The sequence below is a fragment of the Methylobacterium sp. WL7 genome, from assembly GCF_008040085.1.
GTDB lineage: Bacteria > Pseudomonadota > Alphaproteobacteria > Rhizobiales > Beijerinckiaceae > Methylobacterium > Methylobacterium mesophilicum.
This window is the reverse complement of sequence record NZ_VRVG01000037.1, coordinates 24,355-40,697: the sequence shown is the minus strand read 5'-3', so window position 1 is coordinate 40,697 and position 16,343 is coordinate 24,355. Positions and strand designations below refer to the sequence as shown.

General features: G+C 71.6%; 17 protein-coding genes. 5 read left to right on the top strand and 12 right to left on the bottom strand.

The window, feature by feature from the left end; genetic code table 11:
• Positions 1-98: 98 nt before the first annotated feature.
• Positions 99-515 (bottom strand): EVE domain-containing protein, encoded by a 417-nt coding sequence (locus FV233_RS12300; RefSeq protein ID WP_147897646.1) that lies wholly within the window; start codon positions 513-515, stop codon positions 99-101.
• A 91-nt stretch (positions 516-606) separates the two neighbouring features.
• Positions 607-2,157, bottom strand: a complete 1,551-nt coding sequence (locus FV233_RS12295; protein WP_147897645.1) for an MFS transporter — start codon at positions 2,155-2,157, stop codon at positions 607-609.
• A 102-nt stretch (positions 2,158-2,259) separates the two neighbouring features.
• On the opposite strand from FV233_RS12295, the gene FV233_RS12290 reads away from it, so the two are divergent.
• Positions 2,260-3,117, top strand: a complete 858-nt coding sequence (locus FV233_RS12290; RefSeq protein ID WP_147897644.1) for a LysR family transcriptional regulator — start codon at positions 2,260-2,262, stop codon at positions 3,115-3,117.
• 770 nt (positions 3,118-3,887) lie between these two features.
• Here the strand turns inward: FV233_RS12290 and FV233_RS12285 are convergent.
• The 8 genes from FV233_RS12285 to FV233_RS12250 form a co-directional block, all read right to left on the bottom strand.
• Complete coding sequence (locus FV233_RS12285; protein WP_147897643.1) at positions 3,888-4,325, bottom strand: hypothetical protein; 438 nt, start codon at positions 4,323-4,325, stop codon at positions 3,888-3,890.
• A 263-nt stretch (positions 4,326-4,588) separates the two neighbouring features.
• Entirely contained in the window at positions 4,589-5,581 is a 993-nt protein-coding gene (locus FV233_RS12280; RefSeq protein ID WP_147897642.1) for an NAD(P)H-dependent glycerol-3-phosphate dehydrogenase, read from the bottom strand.
• The gene (locus FV233_RS12275; protein ID WP_147897641.1) at positions 5,578-6,432 is read right to left on the bottom strand and encodes a GNAT family N-acetyltransferase; all 855 of its coding nucleotides are present in this window, start codon (positions 6,430-6,432) and stop codon (positions 5,578-5,580) included. Before FV233_RS12275 ends, FV233_RS12280 begins: the two co-directional genes overlap by 4 nt.
• Positions 6,429-7,490, bottom strand: coding sequence for a tRNA (adenosine(37)-N6)-threonylcarbamoyltransferase complex transferase subunit TsaD (gene tsaD / locus FV233_RS12270; protein ID WP_147897640.1), 1,062 nt, complete (start codon positions 7,488-7,490; stop codon positions 6,429-6,431). Before tsaD ends, FV233_RS12275 begins: the two co-directional genes overlap by 4 nt.
• A gap of 111 nt (positions 7,491-7,601) precedes the next feature.
• Positions 7,602-7,811: a TOBE domain-containing protein gene (locus tag FV233_RS12265; RefSeq protein ID WP_147857797.1), complete on the bottom strand. Its 210-nt coding sequence runs from the start codon at positions 7,809-7,811 to the stop codon at positions 7,602-7,604.
• 107 nt (positions 7,812-7,918) lie between these two features.
• On the bottom strand, positions 7,919-9,706 hold the full coding sequence (locus tag FV233_RS12260) for an ABC transporter ATP-binding protein (protein WP_147897639.1): 1,788 nt from the start codon (positions 9,704-9,706) through the stop codon (positions 7,919-7,921).
• A gap of 370 nt (positions 9,707-10,076) precedes the next feature.
• The gene (locus FV233_RS12255; RefSeq protein ID WP_147897638.1) at positions 10,077-10,736 is read right to left on the bottom strand and encodes a response regulator transcription factor; all 660 of its coding nucleotides are present in this window, start codon (positions 10,734-10,736) and stop codon (positions 10,077-10,079) included.
• A gap of 8 nt (positions 10,737-10,744) precedes the next feature.
• Positions 10,745-12,085, bottom strand: coding sequence for a histidine kinase (locus FV233_RS12250; RefSeq protein WP_147897637.1), 1,341 nt, complete (start codon positions 12,083-12,085; stop codon positions 10,745-10,747).
• Positions 12,086-12,272: 187 nt separating this feature from the next.
• On the opposite strand from FV233_RS12250, the gene FV233_RS12245 reads away from it, so the two are divergent.
• On the top strand, positions 12,273-13,184 hold the full coding sequence (locus tag FV233_RS12245; protein ID WP_147897636.1) for an MBL fold metallo-hydrolase: 912 nt from the start codon (positions 12,273-12,275) through the stop codon (positions 13,182-13,184).
• Positions 13,185-13,269: 85 nt separating this feature from the next.
• On the opposite strand, the gene FV233_RS12240 is transcribed toward FV233_RS12245, so the two are convergent.
• Positions 13,270-13,617: a DUF2293 domain-containing protein gene (locus tag FV233_RS12240; protein WP_147897635.1), complete on the bottom strand. Its 348-nt coding sequence runs from the start codon at positions 13,615-13,617 to the stop codon at positions 13,270-13,272.
• A gap of 246 nt (positions 13,618-13,863) precedes the next feature.
• Between FV233_RS12240 and FV233_RS12235 the strand changes: the two genes are divergently transcribed.
• Positions 13,864-14,136 (top strand): hypothetical protein, encoded by a 273-nt coding sequence (locus FV233_RS12235; protein WP_147857290.1) that lies wholly within the window; start codon positions 13,864-13,866, stop codon positions 14,134-14,136.
• Positions 14,137-14,245: 109 nt separating this feature from the next.
• On the opposite strand, the gene rpsD is transcribed toward FV233_RS12235, so the two are convergent.
• Complete coding sequence (rpsD, locus tag FV233_RS12230; protein WP_058190956.1) at positions 14,246-14,863, bottom strand: 30S ribosomal protein S4; 618 nt, start codon at positions 14,861-14,863, stop codon at positions 14,246-14,248.
• Between the two features lie 197 nt (positions 14,864-15,060).
• Between rpsD and FV233_RS12225 the strand changes: the two genes are divergently transcribed.
• Both FV233_RS12225 and FV233_RS12220 read left to right on the top strand, forming a co-directional pair.
• Positions 15,061-15,555, top strand: a complete 495-nt coding sequence (locus FV233_RS12225; RefSeq protein WP_147897634.1) for a GNAT family N-acetyltransferase — start codon at positions 15,061-15,063, stop codon at positions 15,553-15,555.
• 60 nt (positions 15,556-15,615) lie between these two features.
• Positions 15,616-16,311, top strand: a complete 696-nt coding sequence (locus tag FV233_RS12220) for a YafY family protein (RefSeq protein WP_147897633.1) — start codon at positions 15,616-15,618, stop codon at positions 16,309-16,311.
• The last annotated feature ends 32 nt before the right edge of the window (positions 16,312-16,343 follow it).

Below are 16,343 nucleotides of genomic sequence, written 5' to 3'. Positions count from 1 at the left end.
ATGATCGGGGGCGGAGCCCCCGATCATCGGGCGAAGCCCGACACCAGGGCTCCGCCCCCGAACCCGCAAGAGGTCTCGGACCTTTCGAAACCGGGACCTTACGGGGTCTCGGCCACGGCGCGGATGCGGTCCCACTCGGCCTCGGTGACCGGCTGCACCGACAGGCGCGAGTTGTTCACCAGCACCATGTCGGCCAGCGCCGGATCGGCCTTGATCGCGTCCAGCGTCACCGGCCGGGGCAGCGCCGCGACGGCCTTCAGGTCGACCATGCCGAACCGGCCGGTCTCGTCGGTGTGGTCGGGGTAGTAGGGTCGGATCACCTCGACGATGCCGACCACCGCCTTGCCCTCGTTCGAGTGGTAGAAGAAGCCCCGCTCGCCGACCTGCATGGCCATCAGGTGCTTCTTGGCGAGGTGGTTGCGCACGCCGTTCCAGTGGGTGCCGACCGCGCCGGCCGCGACCTGCTGGTCCCACGACCAGGTCGCGGGCTCGGATTTGAACAGCCAGTACGCCATCACGCCGTCTCTCGCGGGGCCGCCCCGTCGCGGCGACACGGCCCCCATAGCGCAGCTGTCCCCGGCGCGGACAGGCCCCTCCGGCCCCGGCTCACCGCCCGTTGCGGCCGAGCACGAGCCGGCTGGCCCCCGCGAAGGCCCAGGCGCAGAGCCCGCCATACAGCATGACCCCGTCGAAGCCCCGGACCAGCGCCTGCCGGGCGATCGATGCCGTCACGTCGCCGGCGTCGGCCAGCGCCGGATTGCCGGCCGCCACCGTCTCCGCGAGGGTGTCGAGCGCCGCCCCCTGCGCCAGCGGGGCGAGACCCGCCCGGACGCCCTGGAGCAGGAGGAAGCCCATCAGGGCGATGTTGACGGCCAGGGCGATCATCCGCGCGCTCATGTCCATGCCCGCGGCCATCCCGGCGCGCTCCGGCGGCAGGGCGCCCGTGGCGGTGTTGGTGACGGGGGTGTTGGTGAGGCCGAGCCCGGTGCCGGCCAGGAGGCAGCCGGGCAGCAGCGTCAGCCAGCCCGCCTGCGCGCCGGTGGCGGCCGCGCGCATCAGCAGGAAGCCGGCGCCGATGGTGAACAGGCCGAGCGGGATGACCACGCCAGGGCCGTGGCGCAGGAGCAGGCGCTCCGCCAGGGGCGGCACCACGAGGGTCGGCAGCGTGTAGGCCAGGAGCGCGAGGCCCGCGGTCACGCCGTCGTAGCCCAGCACCGTCTGGAAATAGATCGGCAGGTAGATCACGAACGGCCAGAAGCTGAAGTTCATCGCGCTCGATCCGAGCAGGGCGCCCGCGAAGCGACGGTTCCGGAAGGCCGCGACGTCGAACATCGGCCGCGCCACCCGGGTCTCGACCACGACGAACGCCCCGAGGCTCGCGGCGCCGGCGAGCGCCAGCAGGCTCGCGGGGTCGTCCCCGTGAAGCGGCTGCCCGCGGGTGATCAGGTAGACCAAGCTGAACACCGCGAACGACAGCGTCGCGATGCCGGCGACGTCGACGCGCCGGGCGTGCGGATCGGAGGATTCGACGACGCCGGCCCGGGCCAGACCCAGGGTGACGACCGCCAGCAGGACGTGGACCAGGAACACCCAGGCCCAGCTCAGGGCCGCGACCGTGACGCCGCCGACCAGCGGGCCGAAGCCCAGGCCGAACCCGAACACGATCCCCCACCAGGCATAGGCCTTTCCGCGCTCGGCGCCGTCACGGAACTGGTGGGACAGCAAAGCGGTCTGGCAGGCCAGCATGGCGGCGGCGCTCGCCCCCTGGAGGACCCGGGCCGCGATCAGCATCGGGGCGCTCGGCGCCAGCCCGCAGACCAGGGAGGCCGCCCCGAACGCCGCCACGCCGATCAGGAACACGCGCCTGCGGCCGAACCGGTCGGCCAGGGTCCCCATCGCCATCAGGCAGGTGGTCATGGCCACCGTGTAGGCGTTCATGATCCATTGAAGCTGCCGGAAATCGGCCCCGAGGACGCGTTCCAGGGTCGGCAGGATCGCCGGGATGCTGGAGATCTCCAGCCCCAGCATGAGGGCGGACAGGCAGATCGCGGCGAGCGCCAGGGTATTCCCGGTCCTGCGATCGACGGGAACCAGACCCGGATCGGCCCCACGCAGGGATCCGGACAGATCTTCGAGGTCACCAAACTTGCTCGTCATGGATCGGCACCTTCGTGGGCGACACGCGGACGCGGCGAGCTTCGCGCGTGCTTGATCACAACACAATCGAATGGCACTCTATTTCAGTGATGACGAAACTGGATGGTGCCGGTGCTGACCCTGGACGTCGACGCGGTCCGGACCTTCGTGACGGTGGCGGACCACCGGAGCTTCACCCGGGCCGCCGAGGCGCTCGGGGTGACGCAGGGCGCCGTCAGCGTGAAGCTGCGGCGGCTGGAGGACAGGCTCGGCCAGCGGCTGATCGAGCGCACGCCCCGCCAGGTCCGGCTCTCGGCGCAGGGCGAGATCTTCATCGGTGCGGCGCGGGCGTTCCTGGCCGCGCATGAGCGCGCGGTCGCGGGCCTCACCGAACCGCGCCGCCGCTTCCGGCTGGGGATCGCCGCCCACGTCATGGGACCGGAGGTGCCGGGGCTGCTCGCCCGGCTGAAATCCCTCGATCCCGCTCTGGCGATCGAGGTGCTGCTCGACAACGCCCGCCCCCTACTGGACGGGTTCGAGGCCGGCACGCTGGACGCGGTGATCATCCGCAGCGACGACGACCGGCGCGACGGCGACATCCTCGGGCCGGAGCTTTTCGGCTGGTTCGCGGCCCCGCATTTCGAGCACCGGGCCGGCGAGCCGTTGCGCCTGGCCGCGACGTCGCCCTGCTGCTCCGTGCGGGACGTCGCCATCCAGTTGCTGGACCGGGCCGGGATTCCCTGGACGGAGGTGTTCGTCGGCGGCACCGCGGCGATCAGCGCGGCCCTGTCGGCCGGCCTGGCGGTCTCGGCCTTCCCGCGCCGGCTCGCCCCGGCCGACGTGATCGATGTCGGCGACGCGCTGAGGCTCCCGCCGATCCCCTCGCTCGCCCTGGTGCTGCACTCGTCCCTGACCGATCCGCGCAGCAAGGACGCGCTCCGGGCGATCACGGCGGCATTCCGGGAGCACCGGAGGGGTTAGCAGCCCGATCGTGTCGTCCGGGGTGCAGTGCGCGCCTCACCGGCTCCAGGGAACGCCGGACCCTGCCTTGGATCCGCAAAAGGTCTCGGACCCAACCCTTTCACGGTGATTGCAGGAGCATTCGGTATTGGACTGTTCCGCTTGGCCAGTGCCCCCTGGTCTTTGCAAAGGCCGTTCCGAAAACGGCCTCGATATCTCGGGGCTGCGAAAGCGCAGATCGGCCCCCCTCGGTTCAGGTCGCCGCGCTCACCGCGAGCGGCGGCACGGTCTTGCGCGGCGACCGCACCGCATTTCACCCCAGAACGAGCGTTGAAGTCAGACCGTAAGCGCCGATTGTACTTGGTAGAGCACGCCGATCACGGTGGTCACGTCAATGCCGGTTCTGTTGCTTTCCCCGTGCGCGATCTTGTTCCGGTACCCATAGTATCGCATTGCGAGCGCCCACTCGCTCCCCCTTCCAGCCTGCTTGTCGAGCAACAGTGACAGTCGGTCCTCAAATCTTGTTTTATCTAAATTATAATTGTAAAACTTTCGGCGCTCGGACCAATCAGTATGCGCCTGGCCAGCCGTGATCATCGCTACAAACTTCGCGTTGATCTCATTTTCGAGCTGGCCCCATAGCTACACAAAATACGCATTGTCGTTGAAACGCCGGTAATCTTGGAGGATCGCTTGGCGCGGGAGGTTGCTGTCATTGAGCGCACTGTTTAGTTCGCCCAACAGATAATTTTCGGTCTCTGTGTAGGCTGCGAGAATTTGCGGCACCAAATTCATTGCAGCGCGGCGAGCCAAGAGGATTGATTCAAAGTTTCTGTGTCCCGACGGGATCCCGGATCGGAGATGCGCCACCCCGAACCCGCGCTCGGGGGAACCCCCGTGATCAGGTAACGCCGCGACTTGGTGAGCAGATCGAGCCGGCCGTCTCCGCCGATGATCCACAGCCCGTACGGTATGATCTTGGCCTTCCAGCTAGAAGCGTCGTCGATATTGAGAACGGGAAGTTCAATGGGATCGATGCCGTAATTTTTCATCATTTCCTCGTGCATCGTAAGATGCTGCGAGGTATCCCATTTGTATTCAGTCGGGGACCAGTCCTTTAATTGGCGATAAAGCGCATTGATACGATCTCGCCATTCGCCCACCCGCGCTTGGGCGGTGACGAAGCCGATCTCTTCGGTATCTTCGATCAGGGCCGTGTAGGACGACATGATGGGTACTCGGTCATCGCGATCGTCGAATGATGCCGTTAATGGCCTCCGAAGTCGAGGAACGCGTACCGCTGCGTTTCCGGCCCACTCCCCCGGCCGCGCCACCCACAGGTCGCCCCGCGGCTGCTCGATCGCTGTTACTGCAGCCCGAGGGTGCTTGTGCGCACCAAGCCCAAGCCTGCCCCCCCGGCGACGCATAAGCCCGGGTGACAGGGTCGGACTGAAAGCGGCGACCCCACGGTCAAGCTACGTAAACTCAGATCCTAATCCATCTCGCCGCGCAGCGGCCGGGCCAGCAGGCCGGCGATCACGTCCTCGACGCCGGCCCGGCCCGTCACGATCGCCGCGACGGCCTGGGCCACCGGCATGTCGATCGACCGGGCCGCCGCCAGGCCGGCCAGGGCCGCGGCCGTGAAGGCGCCCTCGGCGAGCTTGCCGCCCGAGGCCGCCTCCGGGCTCGCCCCGGCGCCGAGGCGCTGGCCGAAGGCGAAGTTGCGCGATTGCGGCGAGGAGGCGGTGAGCACGAGGTCGCCGAGGCCCGAGAGGCCCATCAGGGTCTCGGGCCGGCCCCCGAAGGCCCGGGCGAAGCGCATCAGTTCGGCGAAGGCGCGGGCGATCAGGGCCGCCCGGGCGCTCTCGCCCAGCCCGCGGCCGGCCACGATCCCGCAGGCGATGGCCAGGACGTTCTTGCCGGCGCCCCCGATCTCGACGCCGCGCACGTCGTCGGTGTGGTAGAGCCGGAAGCTCGGCCCCGAGAGCAGGGCACTCAACGACGCGGCGAGCCCGGGATCCGTCGCCGCCAGGGTGACGGCCGTGGGCAGGCCGCGGGCGACGTCGGCCGCGAAGCTCGGGCCGGACAGGACCGCCACCGGCGTTCCCGGGGGCAGGACCGCTTCGGCCACCGCACTCAAAAAACTGTCGCTGCCGCGCTCGATGCCCTTGGCGCAGAGGATCACCGGCCCGGCCGAGGCGAGGGGGGCGCGCAGGGCTTCCAGCACGCCACGCACGGTCTGGGCGGGCACGACCAGCAGGGTCGCCCGGGCGCCCGCGAGTTTTTCGGAGAGCGCTGTGGCGTGGATGCCAGCTTGGAGCGGCACGCCCGGCAGGTAGCGCGGGTTTTCCCGCTCGGCGTCGAGCCTGGCGGCGGCTTCCGGGTCGCGCAGCCAGAGGGTCACGGGATGCCCGGCGGCCGTGGCCGCGTTGGCCAGCGCCGTGCCCCAGGCACCGCCGCCGACGACGTTGATGGGTGCGCTCATGCCGAAACCCCCGCCTGTTCGAGCCGATACAGCACGTGGCTGCGCAGCGGCCCCTCCGGCACCGCCGGATGCGCGAACGTGCCCGCCCGCACCATGCCGAGGCGCTCCATCACCGCCTGCGAGCGGCGGTTGCCGGACGCGGCATACGCCACGACCGCCCGGATGCCGCAGCGCCCGGCGAGGTCGGCCAGCGTCAGCCGCGCCGCCCGGGTGGCAAGCCCCTGGCCCCAGGCGTCCCGGGCGAGGCGCCAGCCCAGTTCGATCGTCGCGCCGACCCGCTCGCCCCCCGGGAACGGCATGGCCCGCATGATCCGGAACGCGCCGACGAAGCCGACGAACCGGCCGTCCCGCTCCAGGGCCCAGGGGCCGAACCCGTCCGCCACGAAGCGCCGGTCGTAGCTGCCCGCCTCGGCGGCGCTTTCCGGCTCGGTCCGGGGCCGGGGGAAGAATTCCATCACCGCCGGATCGGCGTTGAGCGCCGCGAAGGGCGCCGTGTCGGCCGGACGCCAGCGGCGCAGGAGCAGGTCGCCGTCACGGAGATGATCCGGCACCGGGGCGGTTGCAATCTTGCCGCGCCAAGCCAGGGAGCGCCGGTTCAGCAGGGCGAGGTCGGCGGTGCCGGCCAGCACCGCCTCCCCGAGGGCGATCGCGTGCTCCAGGCCGTCGGCGGGCATGGTGGCGTGGGCGGGCGCCGCCACGCTGTCGCGCCAGGGGCCGCCGCAGGCGTTGTCCAGGAGGATGCGGGCGAAGCAATGGTCGAGGCGGACCGGCCAGCCGGGCCGGGCGGCCTCGGGCAGGCGGCGCGCGACGAGGTCCCGCCAGTGCGCGCGCCGGTCGGCGGCGGCGCTCATCCGGCCGGGACCGCGTCCCGGGCCGGATCGGCGGCGAGCGGCCAGCGGGGGCGGGCCGGCGCCGTCAGGTCGTCGACGAGCCCGAGCCGCAGCCGCTCCAGCCCGGCCCAGGCGATCATGGCGCCGTTGTCGCCGCACAGCGGCAGGGGCGGGGCGACGAAGCCGAGGCCCGCCTCGCCGGCCAGCGCCGCCAGCGCCCGCCGGATCGCGCCGTTGGCCGAGACGCCGCCTGCCGCCACCAGGGCGGTGGGCCGGCCGGCGACGCCCGAGAACGCGCGCAGGGCGACCCGAGCGCGGTCCACCACCACGTCGACCACGGCGGCCTGGAAGCTCGCGCACAGGTCGGCGACGTCGCGCTCGGCCAGCGGCGCGATCCGCTCGGCCTCGATCCGCAGGGCGGTCTTGAGGCCCGACAGGGAGAAATCCGCCTCGCGCCGGCCCAGCATCGGCCGGGGCAGGTCGAAGCGCTCGGGATCGCCCGATTCGGCCATGCGCTCGACCTCGGGGCCGCCGGGGTAGCCGAGGCCCAGGAGCTTGGCGACCTTGTCGAAGGCCTCGCCGATGGCGTCGTCCACCGTGGAGCCGAGGCGCACATAGTCGCCGACCCCGCGCACGGCGACGAGCTGGGTGTGGCCGCCCGAGGCGAGCAGCAGCAGGTACGGGAAGGGCAGGTTGTCGGTCAGCCGCGCGGTGAGCGCGTGGGCCTCCAGGTGGTTGACCGCGAGCAGCGGCTTGCGGGTCACCAGCGCCAGGGTCTTGGCGGTGACCAGGCCGACCAGCACGCCGCCGATCAGCCCGGGCCCGGCCGCGACCGCGATCCCGTCGAGGTCGGGAAACCCGATCCCGGCCCGGTCGAGGGCGCGGGCGATCAGCCGGTCGAGCACCTCGACATGGGCCCGGGCGGCGATCTCCGGCACCACGCCGCCATAGGCGGCGTGCTCGGCGATCTGGCTCAGGATCTCGTTGGCGCGGATCTGCGCGGCCCCGTCCTCATCGACGGACACCACGGCGGCGGCGGTCTCGTCGCAGGTGGTCTCGATGCCGAGCACGGTCTTCACGGGCCACTCCCTAGGGTCATCGGACCTGCAGGCCCCGCCCGGGAGCCCGCCGGGCCGGCGTAATGCGGGCGCCGGGCGGGCGCAATGACCGCCCCGGCCCCCATGGAAGGCTCAGTCGACCGCGACCATCACGTCGGAGGCCTTCACCACGGCGTAGGCCGGGCCGCCGGCCACGAGCTTGAGCGAATCGACCGCCTCGTTGGTGATCGCGGCGGTGACCACCTGGCCGGGGCTGATCTCGATCTTCACGTGGGCGGTGGTCGAGCCCTTGTCGACCGAGACCACGGTGCCCTTGAGGACGTTGCGCGCGCTGATCTTCATGCTGTCGTGCTCCGAAGCGTCCGCGGCCGAATCCGGCCGCATCCGGCGCGTGTCCTACAGCAAGGCGCCGGCCGGCGCGACCGCCCGGGGGCGGGCGGACCGGCCCGTCACGCGCTGTCCGCCAGGACCGATTGCCGCTCGAACAGGGCGCGGTAGGCCCCGCCCGGGCGGCGCATGAGGGTGGCGTGGGGGCCGTCCTCGACGATGCGGCCGTGGTCGAACACGAGGATGCGGTCGAGCGCCCGCACAGTCGAGAGGCGGTGGGCGATCACGAGGGCGGTGCGGCCGTGCATCAGCCGCGCCATCGCCTCCTGCACCAGGGCCTCGGATTCCGAATCGAGGCTCGATGTCGCCTCGTCGAGGATCAGGATCGGCGCGTCCGCCAGGAAGGCGCGGGCGAGGGCCACCCGCTGGCGCTCGCCGCCCGAGAGCTTGACCCCGCGCTCGCCCACCAGGGTGGCGTAGCCGTCGGGCAGCCGGGCGATGAAGGCGTGCGCGTTGGCGAGCCGGGCCGCCCGCTCGATCGCCTGCGCCGAGGCGCCGGGCCGGGCATAGGCGATGTTCTCGGCGAGCGAGCGGTGGAACAGCACCGGCTCCTGGGGCACGATCGCGACCTGCGCCCGCAGGCTGTCCTGGCTCGCGGCCGCCACGTCCTGCCCGTCGATGGTCACGCGCCCGCCCGAGACGTCGTAGAGCCGCTGGATCAGCTTGACGAAGGTGGTCTTGCCCGAGCCCGAGCGCCCCACGAGCCCGACCCGCTGGCCCGCCGGGATCGTCACCGACAGCCCGTCGTAGAGCGGATGCCCGTGGGCGCCGTAGTGGAAGCGCACGGCCTCGAAGCGGATCGTCCCGCCCGCGACCGCGAGCGGGGCCGCCCCCGGCCGGTCGGCGACGCCGACGGGCTCGTCCGCCAGGGCGACCAGTTCCTCCATCTCGTTGACCGCCCGCTGCAGGTGGTTGATGTGGCCGCCGATGTCGCGCAGGTAGCCGTGCACCACGAAGGTGGTGGTGAGCACGTAGGCGACGTCGCCCGGGCTCGCCTCCCCGCGCCACCACAGCCACAGGGCGGTGGCCACGATGGCGGTGCGCAGGGCGAGCAGCAGCCCGAGCTGGCCGGTGCCGCTCCACGTGATGATCATCCAGGTGCGGTGCGTGCGCCGCTGCCACTTGGCCAGGAGCCGGCCGAGGCGCGCCTCCTCCCGGGCCTCCGCGCCGAAGGCCTTGACCACGGCGTTGTTGCCGATCGCGTCGCTGAGGGCGCCGCCGAGCCGCGTGTCGAGGGCGTTGGAGAGCGCGGAGGCGGGGGCGATGACCCGGGTCGCCAGGAGGGCGGTGGCGCCGACATAGGCGGCGGCGCCCAGCGCCACCACGGCGCCGAGGGCCGGCCAGTGCAGGCCGAGCACGAGGGCGGTGCCGAGCAGCACCACCAGGGCGGGCAGCAGCGCCAGCAGCAGCGTGTCGTTGAGCCCGTCGAGGGCCCACATGCCGCGCGAGATCTTTCTCACGGTGGAGCCCGAGAAGGTGTTGGCGTGCCACTCGGTCGAGAAGCGCTGGACCCGGGCGAAGCCGTCCCGGGCCATGTCGCTCATGGTGTGGAGGGTGAGCGGCACCACCAGGCTCCAGGCGACGTGCCGCAGCAGCGCGGTGGCGAGGCCCAGCGCCGTCATCGCCAGGAAGGCGGGCAGCGCCGCCTCCAGCGCCGCCTGCCGGTCGGGGCCGGTGAGCGCGTCGACCAGCCGGCCGGCATAGAGCGGCAGCAGCACCTCCGCGAAGGTCGCGAGGGTGATCGCGCCGGAGAGGCCGGCGACGAGGGGCCAGCGCAGGCGCCAGCCGCGGACGACGAAGGCGAGCACGCGGCGGACCGCGCCCACCCGCCGGGGAGGGGACAGGGACATGCATAAGCCCGACGCGTCGGCGTCGGCTCCGGGAAACGCCGGCCCGGCATCGGATGCGACGCGGGCGGGCGCGGTCAGACGGGGGAGGGGCTCGGGGACGCCGGGGCCGTGAGGCCGGGCGCCAGCGGTCGGCGGCTAGCCGATCCGCGCGGGGGCGCGGACGATCCCTGCGGGGCGGACGGCATAGACGATGCTCATGCGGTCTCCTCCCTCATGCGAGCGCGACAGTGCCGAGGCTAGGGGAACCGGAAACGATTCGCAACGGCGGATCCGGGCCGGGCAAGCTCGTGGCCGAGGGCTGAGCGGAGCGTTGGCGGGGGCCTGCTGGTCGGCCGTTGGTGGGGCGGTCGAGAAAACGGGCGCCGTCCTATCATCCTTCGATGGATGGGCGCTCGAAAGGCGACACGAGCCCAGCCCCGGCAGCGATCCAAACGAGGTGCGCATCGGTAAGCGCGCCGAGCTTGGCCCGGATAAGCGAGAGATTGTTATGCACCGTCTTCAGGCTCAAGCACAGCGCTTCGGCCACAGCCCGCGCAGTCATCCCCCCCGCCGTCAGGCTCAAGATTTCAAGCTCCCGCGGGCTCAGGTCGTCCAAAGCCGCGCGCCCACCCGTCACTTGGTCGTGCGCAATCGCGCAGGCGATGTCGGCGCTCATCGCCCGCTCGCCCCGCAGCACGGCGGCCACCGCGGCCAAAAGTTCGCGCGGCGGACTGGCTTTGCTGACATAGCCGCTCGCGCCGGCTGCGAAGGCTTGGCGCGCAATCACCGCCCCCGTGCGCATGCTGAACACGAGGATGCGGGCTGCCCCGTCCCACTGCCGGATGTGCCGGATGGCCTCGATGCCACTCGGCCCGGGCAGCGACAGGTCAAGGATCACGAGATCCGGTGCGAGCGCCTTATAGTGGCCGTAAGCAGCAGCGGCGCTCTCAGCCTCTCCCGTCACGACGAGGCCGGGCTGTCGCTCGATCAGGCGGCGATAGCCCTCGCGCACGACGGGATGGTCGTCGACGAGGAGGATGGTCGTGGCCATGTGCGTCTTCAACCCGTTGCCGGTATGGTCGCGCAGGCGCGGATGCCGCTGCCGGTGCCGGTGAGCGACAGGCTGCCGCCCAGCGCGGCGAGCCGCGCCCGGATACCGACGAGGCCGCGGCCGGCGGCCGACGCCGTGCGGGCCACGTCGCCCCCGCCGTCATCGTCCAGGGTAAGCGTCACCGCCCGCGTACCGGCCCCCGCCCGATCCAGCCGCAGGAAGACCCGGCTCGGTTGGCCGTGGCGGAGGGCGTTGGTCAGAAGCTCCTGCGCGACGCGGTAGAGGCTCGCCGACGTGTCCGCCGGCATCCCGGCGAGGTCGCCCGTTACGTCGAGATGAAGGGCGGGGCCGGCCCTGAGTTGCGCCCGCCAGTCTGTGACGAGGCTACGGAGGGCGTCCGCCAGCCCGGCTTCGGCCAGGTCCGGCAGTTCGAGGCGGGCCAATGCTCCGCGCAGGCTCTCGCGCATGGTGGCGACGACAGCCTCGATGCCGCGAGCATCCTCGCGCAGGTCCTCCCGATCCAGGGGCGCGGACAGTTCGATCGCGGCGGCGCGTGCGCCGGCGGCGGCGAGGCACTGGCCGAAGGCGTCGTGCAAGTCGCGCGCGAGCGCCTGGCGTTCCTCGTCCTGGACCGTGACGAGCCGCTGCAACAGGTGAGCGCGCTCGGCTTCAGCGCTTATGAGCCGGTCGGCCAGTGCATTGCAGGCGAGAGCGATCCGATCGAACTCGCCTGCGGTGAAGCGCGGCAGGGGAGACCGGATGCGGGCCGCGTCGAGGCTCTCCAGCCCTTGCACGATCCGGCCGGCGGGCGCGACAAGCCGTGCCACGGCGAGCCAGTTGAGAAGCACTGTCGCCGCAACCAAACCGAGCGCGAGCCCACTCGCCATGCGCACCCGCCGCCAGACACGGGCCGCGGCAGCCATCGGGTCGGGCCAAGCCGTGACGCTGCCGATGGTCCGCTCCCGGTAGACGATCGTCCGTGTCGGCGGCGCTGCGTCGGCTGCCTGCGCGAGCACCTCGCCAAGCCACGCAGGAGCGGCATTGAGGCCGTCCCAGTCACCGCAGACGCGTCGGGGCAGTTCCACGCCGAGATGGATGTCGGCGCAGATCCCCGGCAGGAGTGTGAGGATAGCCGGGGCGGGCTGCGGAGTTGGGGCGGCGATCGTTGCCGGACCGGCGCTGCCGAGGCCCGGCTGGCGCGCGAGCTGCGCGGCGATCCGATCCGCCGAGGTTACGGCCTCCCAGTGGAGGCTCGCGTGCGCCTCCCAGGAAGTCCATGCGACCGCTCCGGCCAGGCACAGCATGGCGATCACAAGGAGGCGGAGGCCAAGATGTGCGGGCAGGCTCATGGATGAATCGGCCGGACTCGGAGTGGGGCGCTGACGTCGCACGCCGACTTGGCACTTGGAACGTCCCGGCGCGCAAGCTGTGTTCCGCAAGGTCGGGAAGAATGCCCGGGCATCCGCGGGTGGTCTGCCCTGGCCCCGTCCCGGCGCGGTCCGGAGGATAGCGGCGTCCCTCTTCGTGGAGCCCGCCATGGCCCTTCACCTCTCTCGCCGCGGCCTGTTGGCCGCCTCGGCCCTTCTACCGCTCGGCCTGTACGGGCCGGCCGCGGGGGCGCCCGTAGCAGGCCCGTACAAGATCGGCGCGTTCACGGTGACACCCTTGCGGGATGGACTGTTTCCGCTGGAACCGAGCATGATCCCGTCGTCCGACTGCGCGGCCGGGCATGCCTTGCTGACGGGGGCGGGCCTACCCCCGCAAGGGCCGTCACCGGAGCCGGTCAACGCCTTCCTAATTCGACGTGGGGACCGCCACTGGCTGCTGGATGCAGGCTGCGGCACCGTGCTCGGACCGGGGTTCAACCGGGTGACCGCGGCGCTGGCGGCGGAAGGCGTACGGCCGGATCAGGTCGAGACCGTTTGGTTGAGCCATCTCCACGCCGACCACGCAGGCGGTCTCCTCACGCCGAACCGCCTCGCGCGGTTCGCGAACGCCGAACTCGTGCTCCAAGAGCGCGAGGCCGCCTACTGGTCGGACGCCGGTGCCCGCGCCTCTGCTCCGACCGCCTTGAGCCCGATGTTCGATACGGCGCAGGCCGTGCTCGCGGCTTATCCCGATCGGATCCGGCGCGTCTCCGGCGAAGCGGAACTTGCACCCGGCATCCACGCACTGCCGCTGCCTGGCCATACGCCGGGGCACATGGGCGTGATGATCGCGGACGGACCGGCGCAGTTGTTGATCTGGGGCGACATCATCCACTCGCGGCTGCTGCAGATGCCGCATCCGGACTGGACGGTGATCTGGGACACCGATCCCGCGGAAGCGATCGCGACGCGCCGTTACATCCTCGACCGCGCGGCGACGGACGGCGTGAGCGTGACCGGGATGCACCTTGCCGCCCGTGGAACGATCGAACGCTCTGGTGCTGGATATGCCCTGGTTTAGGTGTTCCGGGCTCTGGGGAAACACGGACATCCGCCTTCGCGGACGCGCCTTCCAAAAGCCGGCGGCTCGCTGGTGAGGCGCCGCGCTAGTCCGGCTCACCCTCCGGATCGGCCTCAGGCTCCTCCTCGGGGATCGGCGCGGCGCCCCAGGCGGTGAGCGCCGCGTTGAGGTCGTCGAGGACGAAGTGCCGGGCGCTGTCGCGGTCGTAGCCCTCGCCCAGCAGGTCGTCGTAATCGGTGAAGACGTGGCGGGCATAGGCCACAAGGGCGAGGCGCGCGGCGGTCCCGGGGGCGGCTCCGCGCAGGCCGGCGCTCGCCAGCGCCCGGTCCAGGACGGCGTCGGACTCGAAGGCGGGCAGGCGCGGGGCGATGTGGGCCAGCGCCTCGGCCACGGCCTCGCGGCGGTTCAGGGGCGGGGGCAAGGGCGAGGACAAGGGGATCTTCTCCGGAATGCACGCAGGGCGGCTCGCCGGGCCGCCTCCGGCCCGGGCACCATGATTTCGCCGCCGCGGCCGGCTAGAGGGCTGCCCGCCGGTGCGGATACCGGCTCGGGGTGCGCACGCGCATCGCGACAAAGGCTTAGCGCCGCATCCAATTGCAACGTGCTCCGGTGCGGCCCTAATGTCATCGGCAGTTGAGGCGGGGCACGCAGACAACCCGCCGTCGGGGAGATCAGGTCCATGCCAACGATCCGTCACGCGGTGATCCTGGGCGTGCTGCTCGGGGCGGCGCCGGCCCTGGCCCAGAGCCCGCCGGCCCCGGACGGGTCCCGGGTCGGCCGCAGGATCACCGCCACCGGGCAGACCAAGCCGCCGAGCCCCGCCGCCACGGGTACGGCCCGGCCGGTGAACGAGGTCGCCATGGTCAAGGCGCAGAAGGCCGCGGAAGCCCGCTCGAAGGCGTGGGACAGCAAGATGCGCCACACGATGGGCACGATCTGCAACGGCTGCTGAGCCGGATACGAAAAGGGGCCGCCCCTGCGGGCAGCCCCTTCTTGCGCAAGTCCGACTCCCGAACCACACCCCGCCGCCGGCTCGGCCACGGGGTGCGATCCCGGGAGACTCAGCGGGAGTAGAACTCGATGACGAGGTTCGGCTCCATCTGCACCGGGTAGGGCACCTCGGACAGGCTGGGGATGCGGGTGACGCGGGCGGTCATCTTGGCGTGATCGGCCTCGATGTAGTCCGGCACGTCGCGCTCGGGGAGCTGGGTCGCCACGATGACGATCTCGAGCTGGCGGGAGGATTCCTTGACCTCGATGAGGTCGCCGGCCTTCACCTGGTAGCTCGGGATGTTCACCCGGATCCCGTTGACCTTGACGTGGCCGTGGTTGACGAACTGGCGGGCCGCGAACGGGGTCGCCACGAACTTCGCGCGGTACACCACGGCGTCGAGGCGCCGCTCGAGCAGGCCGACCAGGTTCTCGCCGGAATCGCCGCGCAGGCGGATCGCCTCGGCGTAGTAGCGGCGGAACTGCTTCTCGGTGATGTTGCCGTAATAGCCCTTGAGCTTCTGCTTGGCGCGCAGCTGCGTGCCGAAGTCGCTCATCTTGCCCTTGCGGCGCTGGCCGTGCTGGCCCGGGCCGTACTCGCGGCGGTTGACGGGGCTCTTCGGGCGGCCCCAGATGTTCTGGCCCATGCGGCGGTCGAGCTTGTGCTTCGCCTGAATCCGCTTCGACATTGTTTCGCGTCCTCTCGAGACCGAGATTGAGGAACGCGCCCTCCTTTTCCCGGACCCTCAAGGCCGGGACGACAGGGCGGGATGATCCCCCCCACGGGTGCGCGTGAAAACGCGACGGGGCCCCGTGCGGAGCCCCATCGACGGCAGGGTCTTTAGGGGATGGGCCGGCCCCGGTCAACCACAGGCGGTCTTTCGGAATGGCGGAGACGATGCGGATCAGGCAGGCGGAGGCGGCGGACGCGGCGGCGATCCGGGCTCTGGTGGACGCGGCCTACGCCGCATGGATCCCGCTGATCGGCCGCCTGCCGACGCCGATGCGTGCCGATTACGCGAAGTCTGTGCAGGATCACCGCTTCGACCTGCTGCAGATCGACGAAGAACTGGCCGCCCTGATCGAGACCACGCGAAGGGACGACGAAGGGAACGGCCACCTGCTGGTCGTCAACGTCGCGGTCCACCCGGCCTTCCAGGGCCGGGGCTTCGGGACGACGCTGCTCAAACGCGCGGACACCATCGCCGCCGGGGCGGGCCTGACGCGGCTGCGGCTCTACACCAACAAGAAATACACGGCGAACCTGCGCCTCTACGGATCCCTCGGCTACCGGGTGGAGCGCGAGGAGCCGTATGACGGCCCGGGCCGGACCCTGGACGACGACATCACGGTGCACATGGTCAAGGCGCTCGCTCCGTAACGGGCCGGAACCCGCGATGCCGTCATCCGACGGCAGCGTCGCGGGCGTTAGAAGGGCCGCATGTCCCGCTCGGAACGCCTGTTCGACCTGCTCCACGTCCTGCGCCGCCACCGGCGGCCCGTCAGCGGGCGGGTGCTGGCCGGGGAGACCGGCGTCAGCCTGCGCACCCTGTACCGGGATATCGCGAGCCTTCAGGCGATGGGGGCCGCCATCGAGGGGGAGCCCGGGGTCGGATACGTCCTGAGGCCGGGCTTCCTGCTGCCGCCGCTGATGTTCAGCCCGGAGGAGATCGAGGCGCTGGTCCTGGGGTCGCGCTGGGTGGCCGACCGCGCCGACGACCGGCTGAGCGGCGCGGCCCGGAGCGCGCTCGCCCGGATCGGCGCGGTCCTGCCCGACGACCTGCGCGAGACCTTCGCGGGTTCGGCGCTGCTGGTCGGCCCCGGCACCGCGGCCCCAGCCGACGCGGTCGACCCCGCCCTGCTGCGCAGGGCGATCCGGACCGAGCGCAAGCTGACACTGCGCTATCGCGACGGGACGGGCGCAGCCTCGGAGCGGGTGGTGTGGCCGTTCGCGCTGGCGTTCTTCGACACCGCCCGCATCCTGGTGGGCTGGTGCGAGCTGCGCCAGGGCTTCCGGCACTTCCGCACCGACCGGATCGCCGAAGCCGAACTGAGCGACGCGCGCTATCCGCGCCGCCGGCAGGCCCTGCTCAAGGACTGGCGACGCAACGAGGGGATCACCGCTTCCGCCGATTGATGCTGCCGGAAACTGGCAGGGGCGCCGGATAT

Coding starts and splice junctions, on each gene's coding strand:
- FV233_RS12300 (WP_147897646.1), bottom strand. CDS start 515: ATGGCGTACTGGCTGTTCAAATCCGAGCCCGCGACCTGGTCGTGGGAC.
- FV233_RS12295 (WP_147897645.1), bottom strand. CDS start 2,157: ATGACGAGCAAGTTTGGTGACCTCGAAGATCTGTCCGGATCCCTGCGT.
- FV233_RS12290 (WP_147897644.1), top strand. CDS start 2,260: ATGGTGCCGGTGCTGACCCTGGACGTCGACGCGGTCCGGACCTTCGTG.
- FV233_RS12285 (WP_147897643.1), bottom strand. CDS start 4,325: ATGTCGTCCTACACGGCCCTGATCGAAGATACCGAAGAGATCGGCTTC.
- FV233_RS12280 (WP_147897642.1), bottom strand. CDS start 5,581: ATGAGCGCACCCATCAACGTCGTCGGCGGCGGTGCCTGGGGCACGGCG.
- FV233_RS12275 (WP_147897641.1), bottom strand. CDS start 6,432: ATGAGCGCCGCCGCCGACCGGCGCGCGCACTGGCGGGACCTCGTCGCG.
- FV233_RS12265 (WP_147857797.1), bottom strand. CDS start 7,811: ATGAAGATCAGCGCGCGCAACGTCCTCAAGGGCACCGTGGTCTCGGTC.
- FV233_RS12260 (WP_147897639.1), bottom strand. CDS start 9,706: ATGTCCCTGTCCCCTCCCCGGCGGGTGGGCGCGGTCCGCCGCGTGCTC.
- FV233_RS12255 (WP_147897638.1), bottom strand. CDS start 10,736: ATGGCCACGACCATCCTCCTCGTCGACGACCATCCCGTCGTGCGCGAG.
- FV233_RS12250 (WP_147897637.1), bottom strand. CDS start 12,085: ATGAGCCTGCCCGCACATCTTGGCCTCCGCCTCCTTGTGATCGCCATG.
- FV233_RS12245 (WP_147897636.1), top strand. CDS start 12,273: ATGGCCCTTCACCTCTCTCGCCGCGGCCTGTTGGCCGCCTCGGCCCTT.
- FV233_RS12235 (WP_147857290.1), top strand. CDS start 13,864: ATGCCAACGATCCGTCACGCGGTGATCCTGGGCGTGCTGCTCGGGGCG.
- rpsD (WP_058190956.1), bottom strand. CDS start 14,863: ATGTCGAAGCGGATTCAGGCGAAGCACAAGCTCGACCGCCGCATGGGC.
- FV233_RS12225 (WP_147897634.1), top strand. CDS start 15,061: ATGGCGGAGACGATGCGGATCAGGCAGGCGGAGGCGGCGGACGCGGCG.
- FV233_RS12220 (WP_147897633.1), top strand. CDS start 15,616: ATGTCCCGCTCGGAACGCCTGTTCGACCTGCTCCACGTCCTGCGCCGC.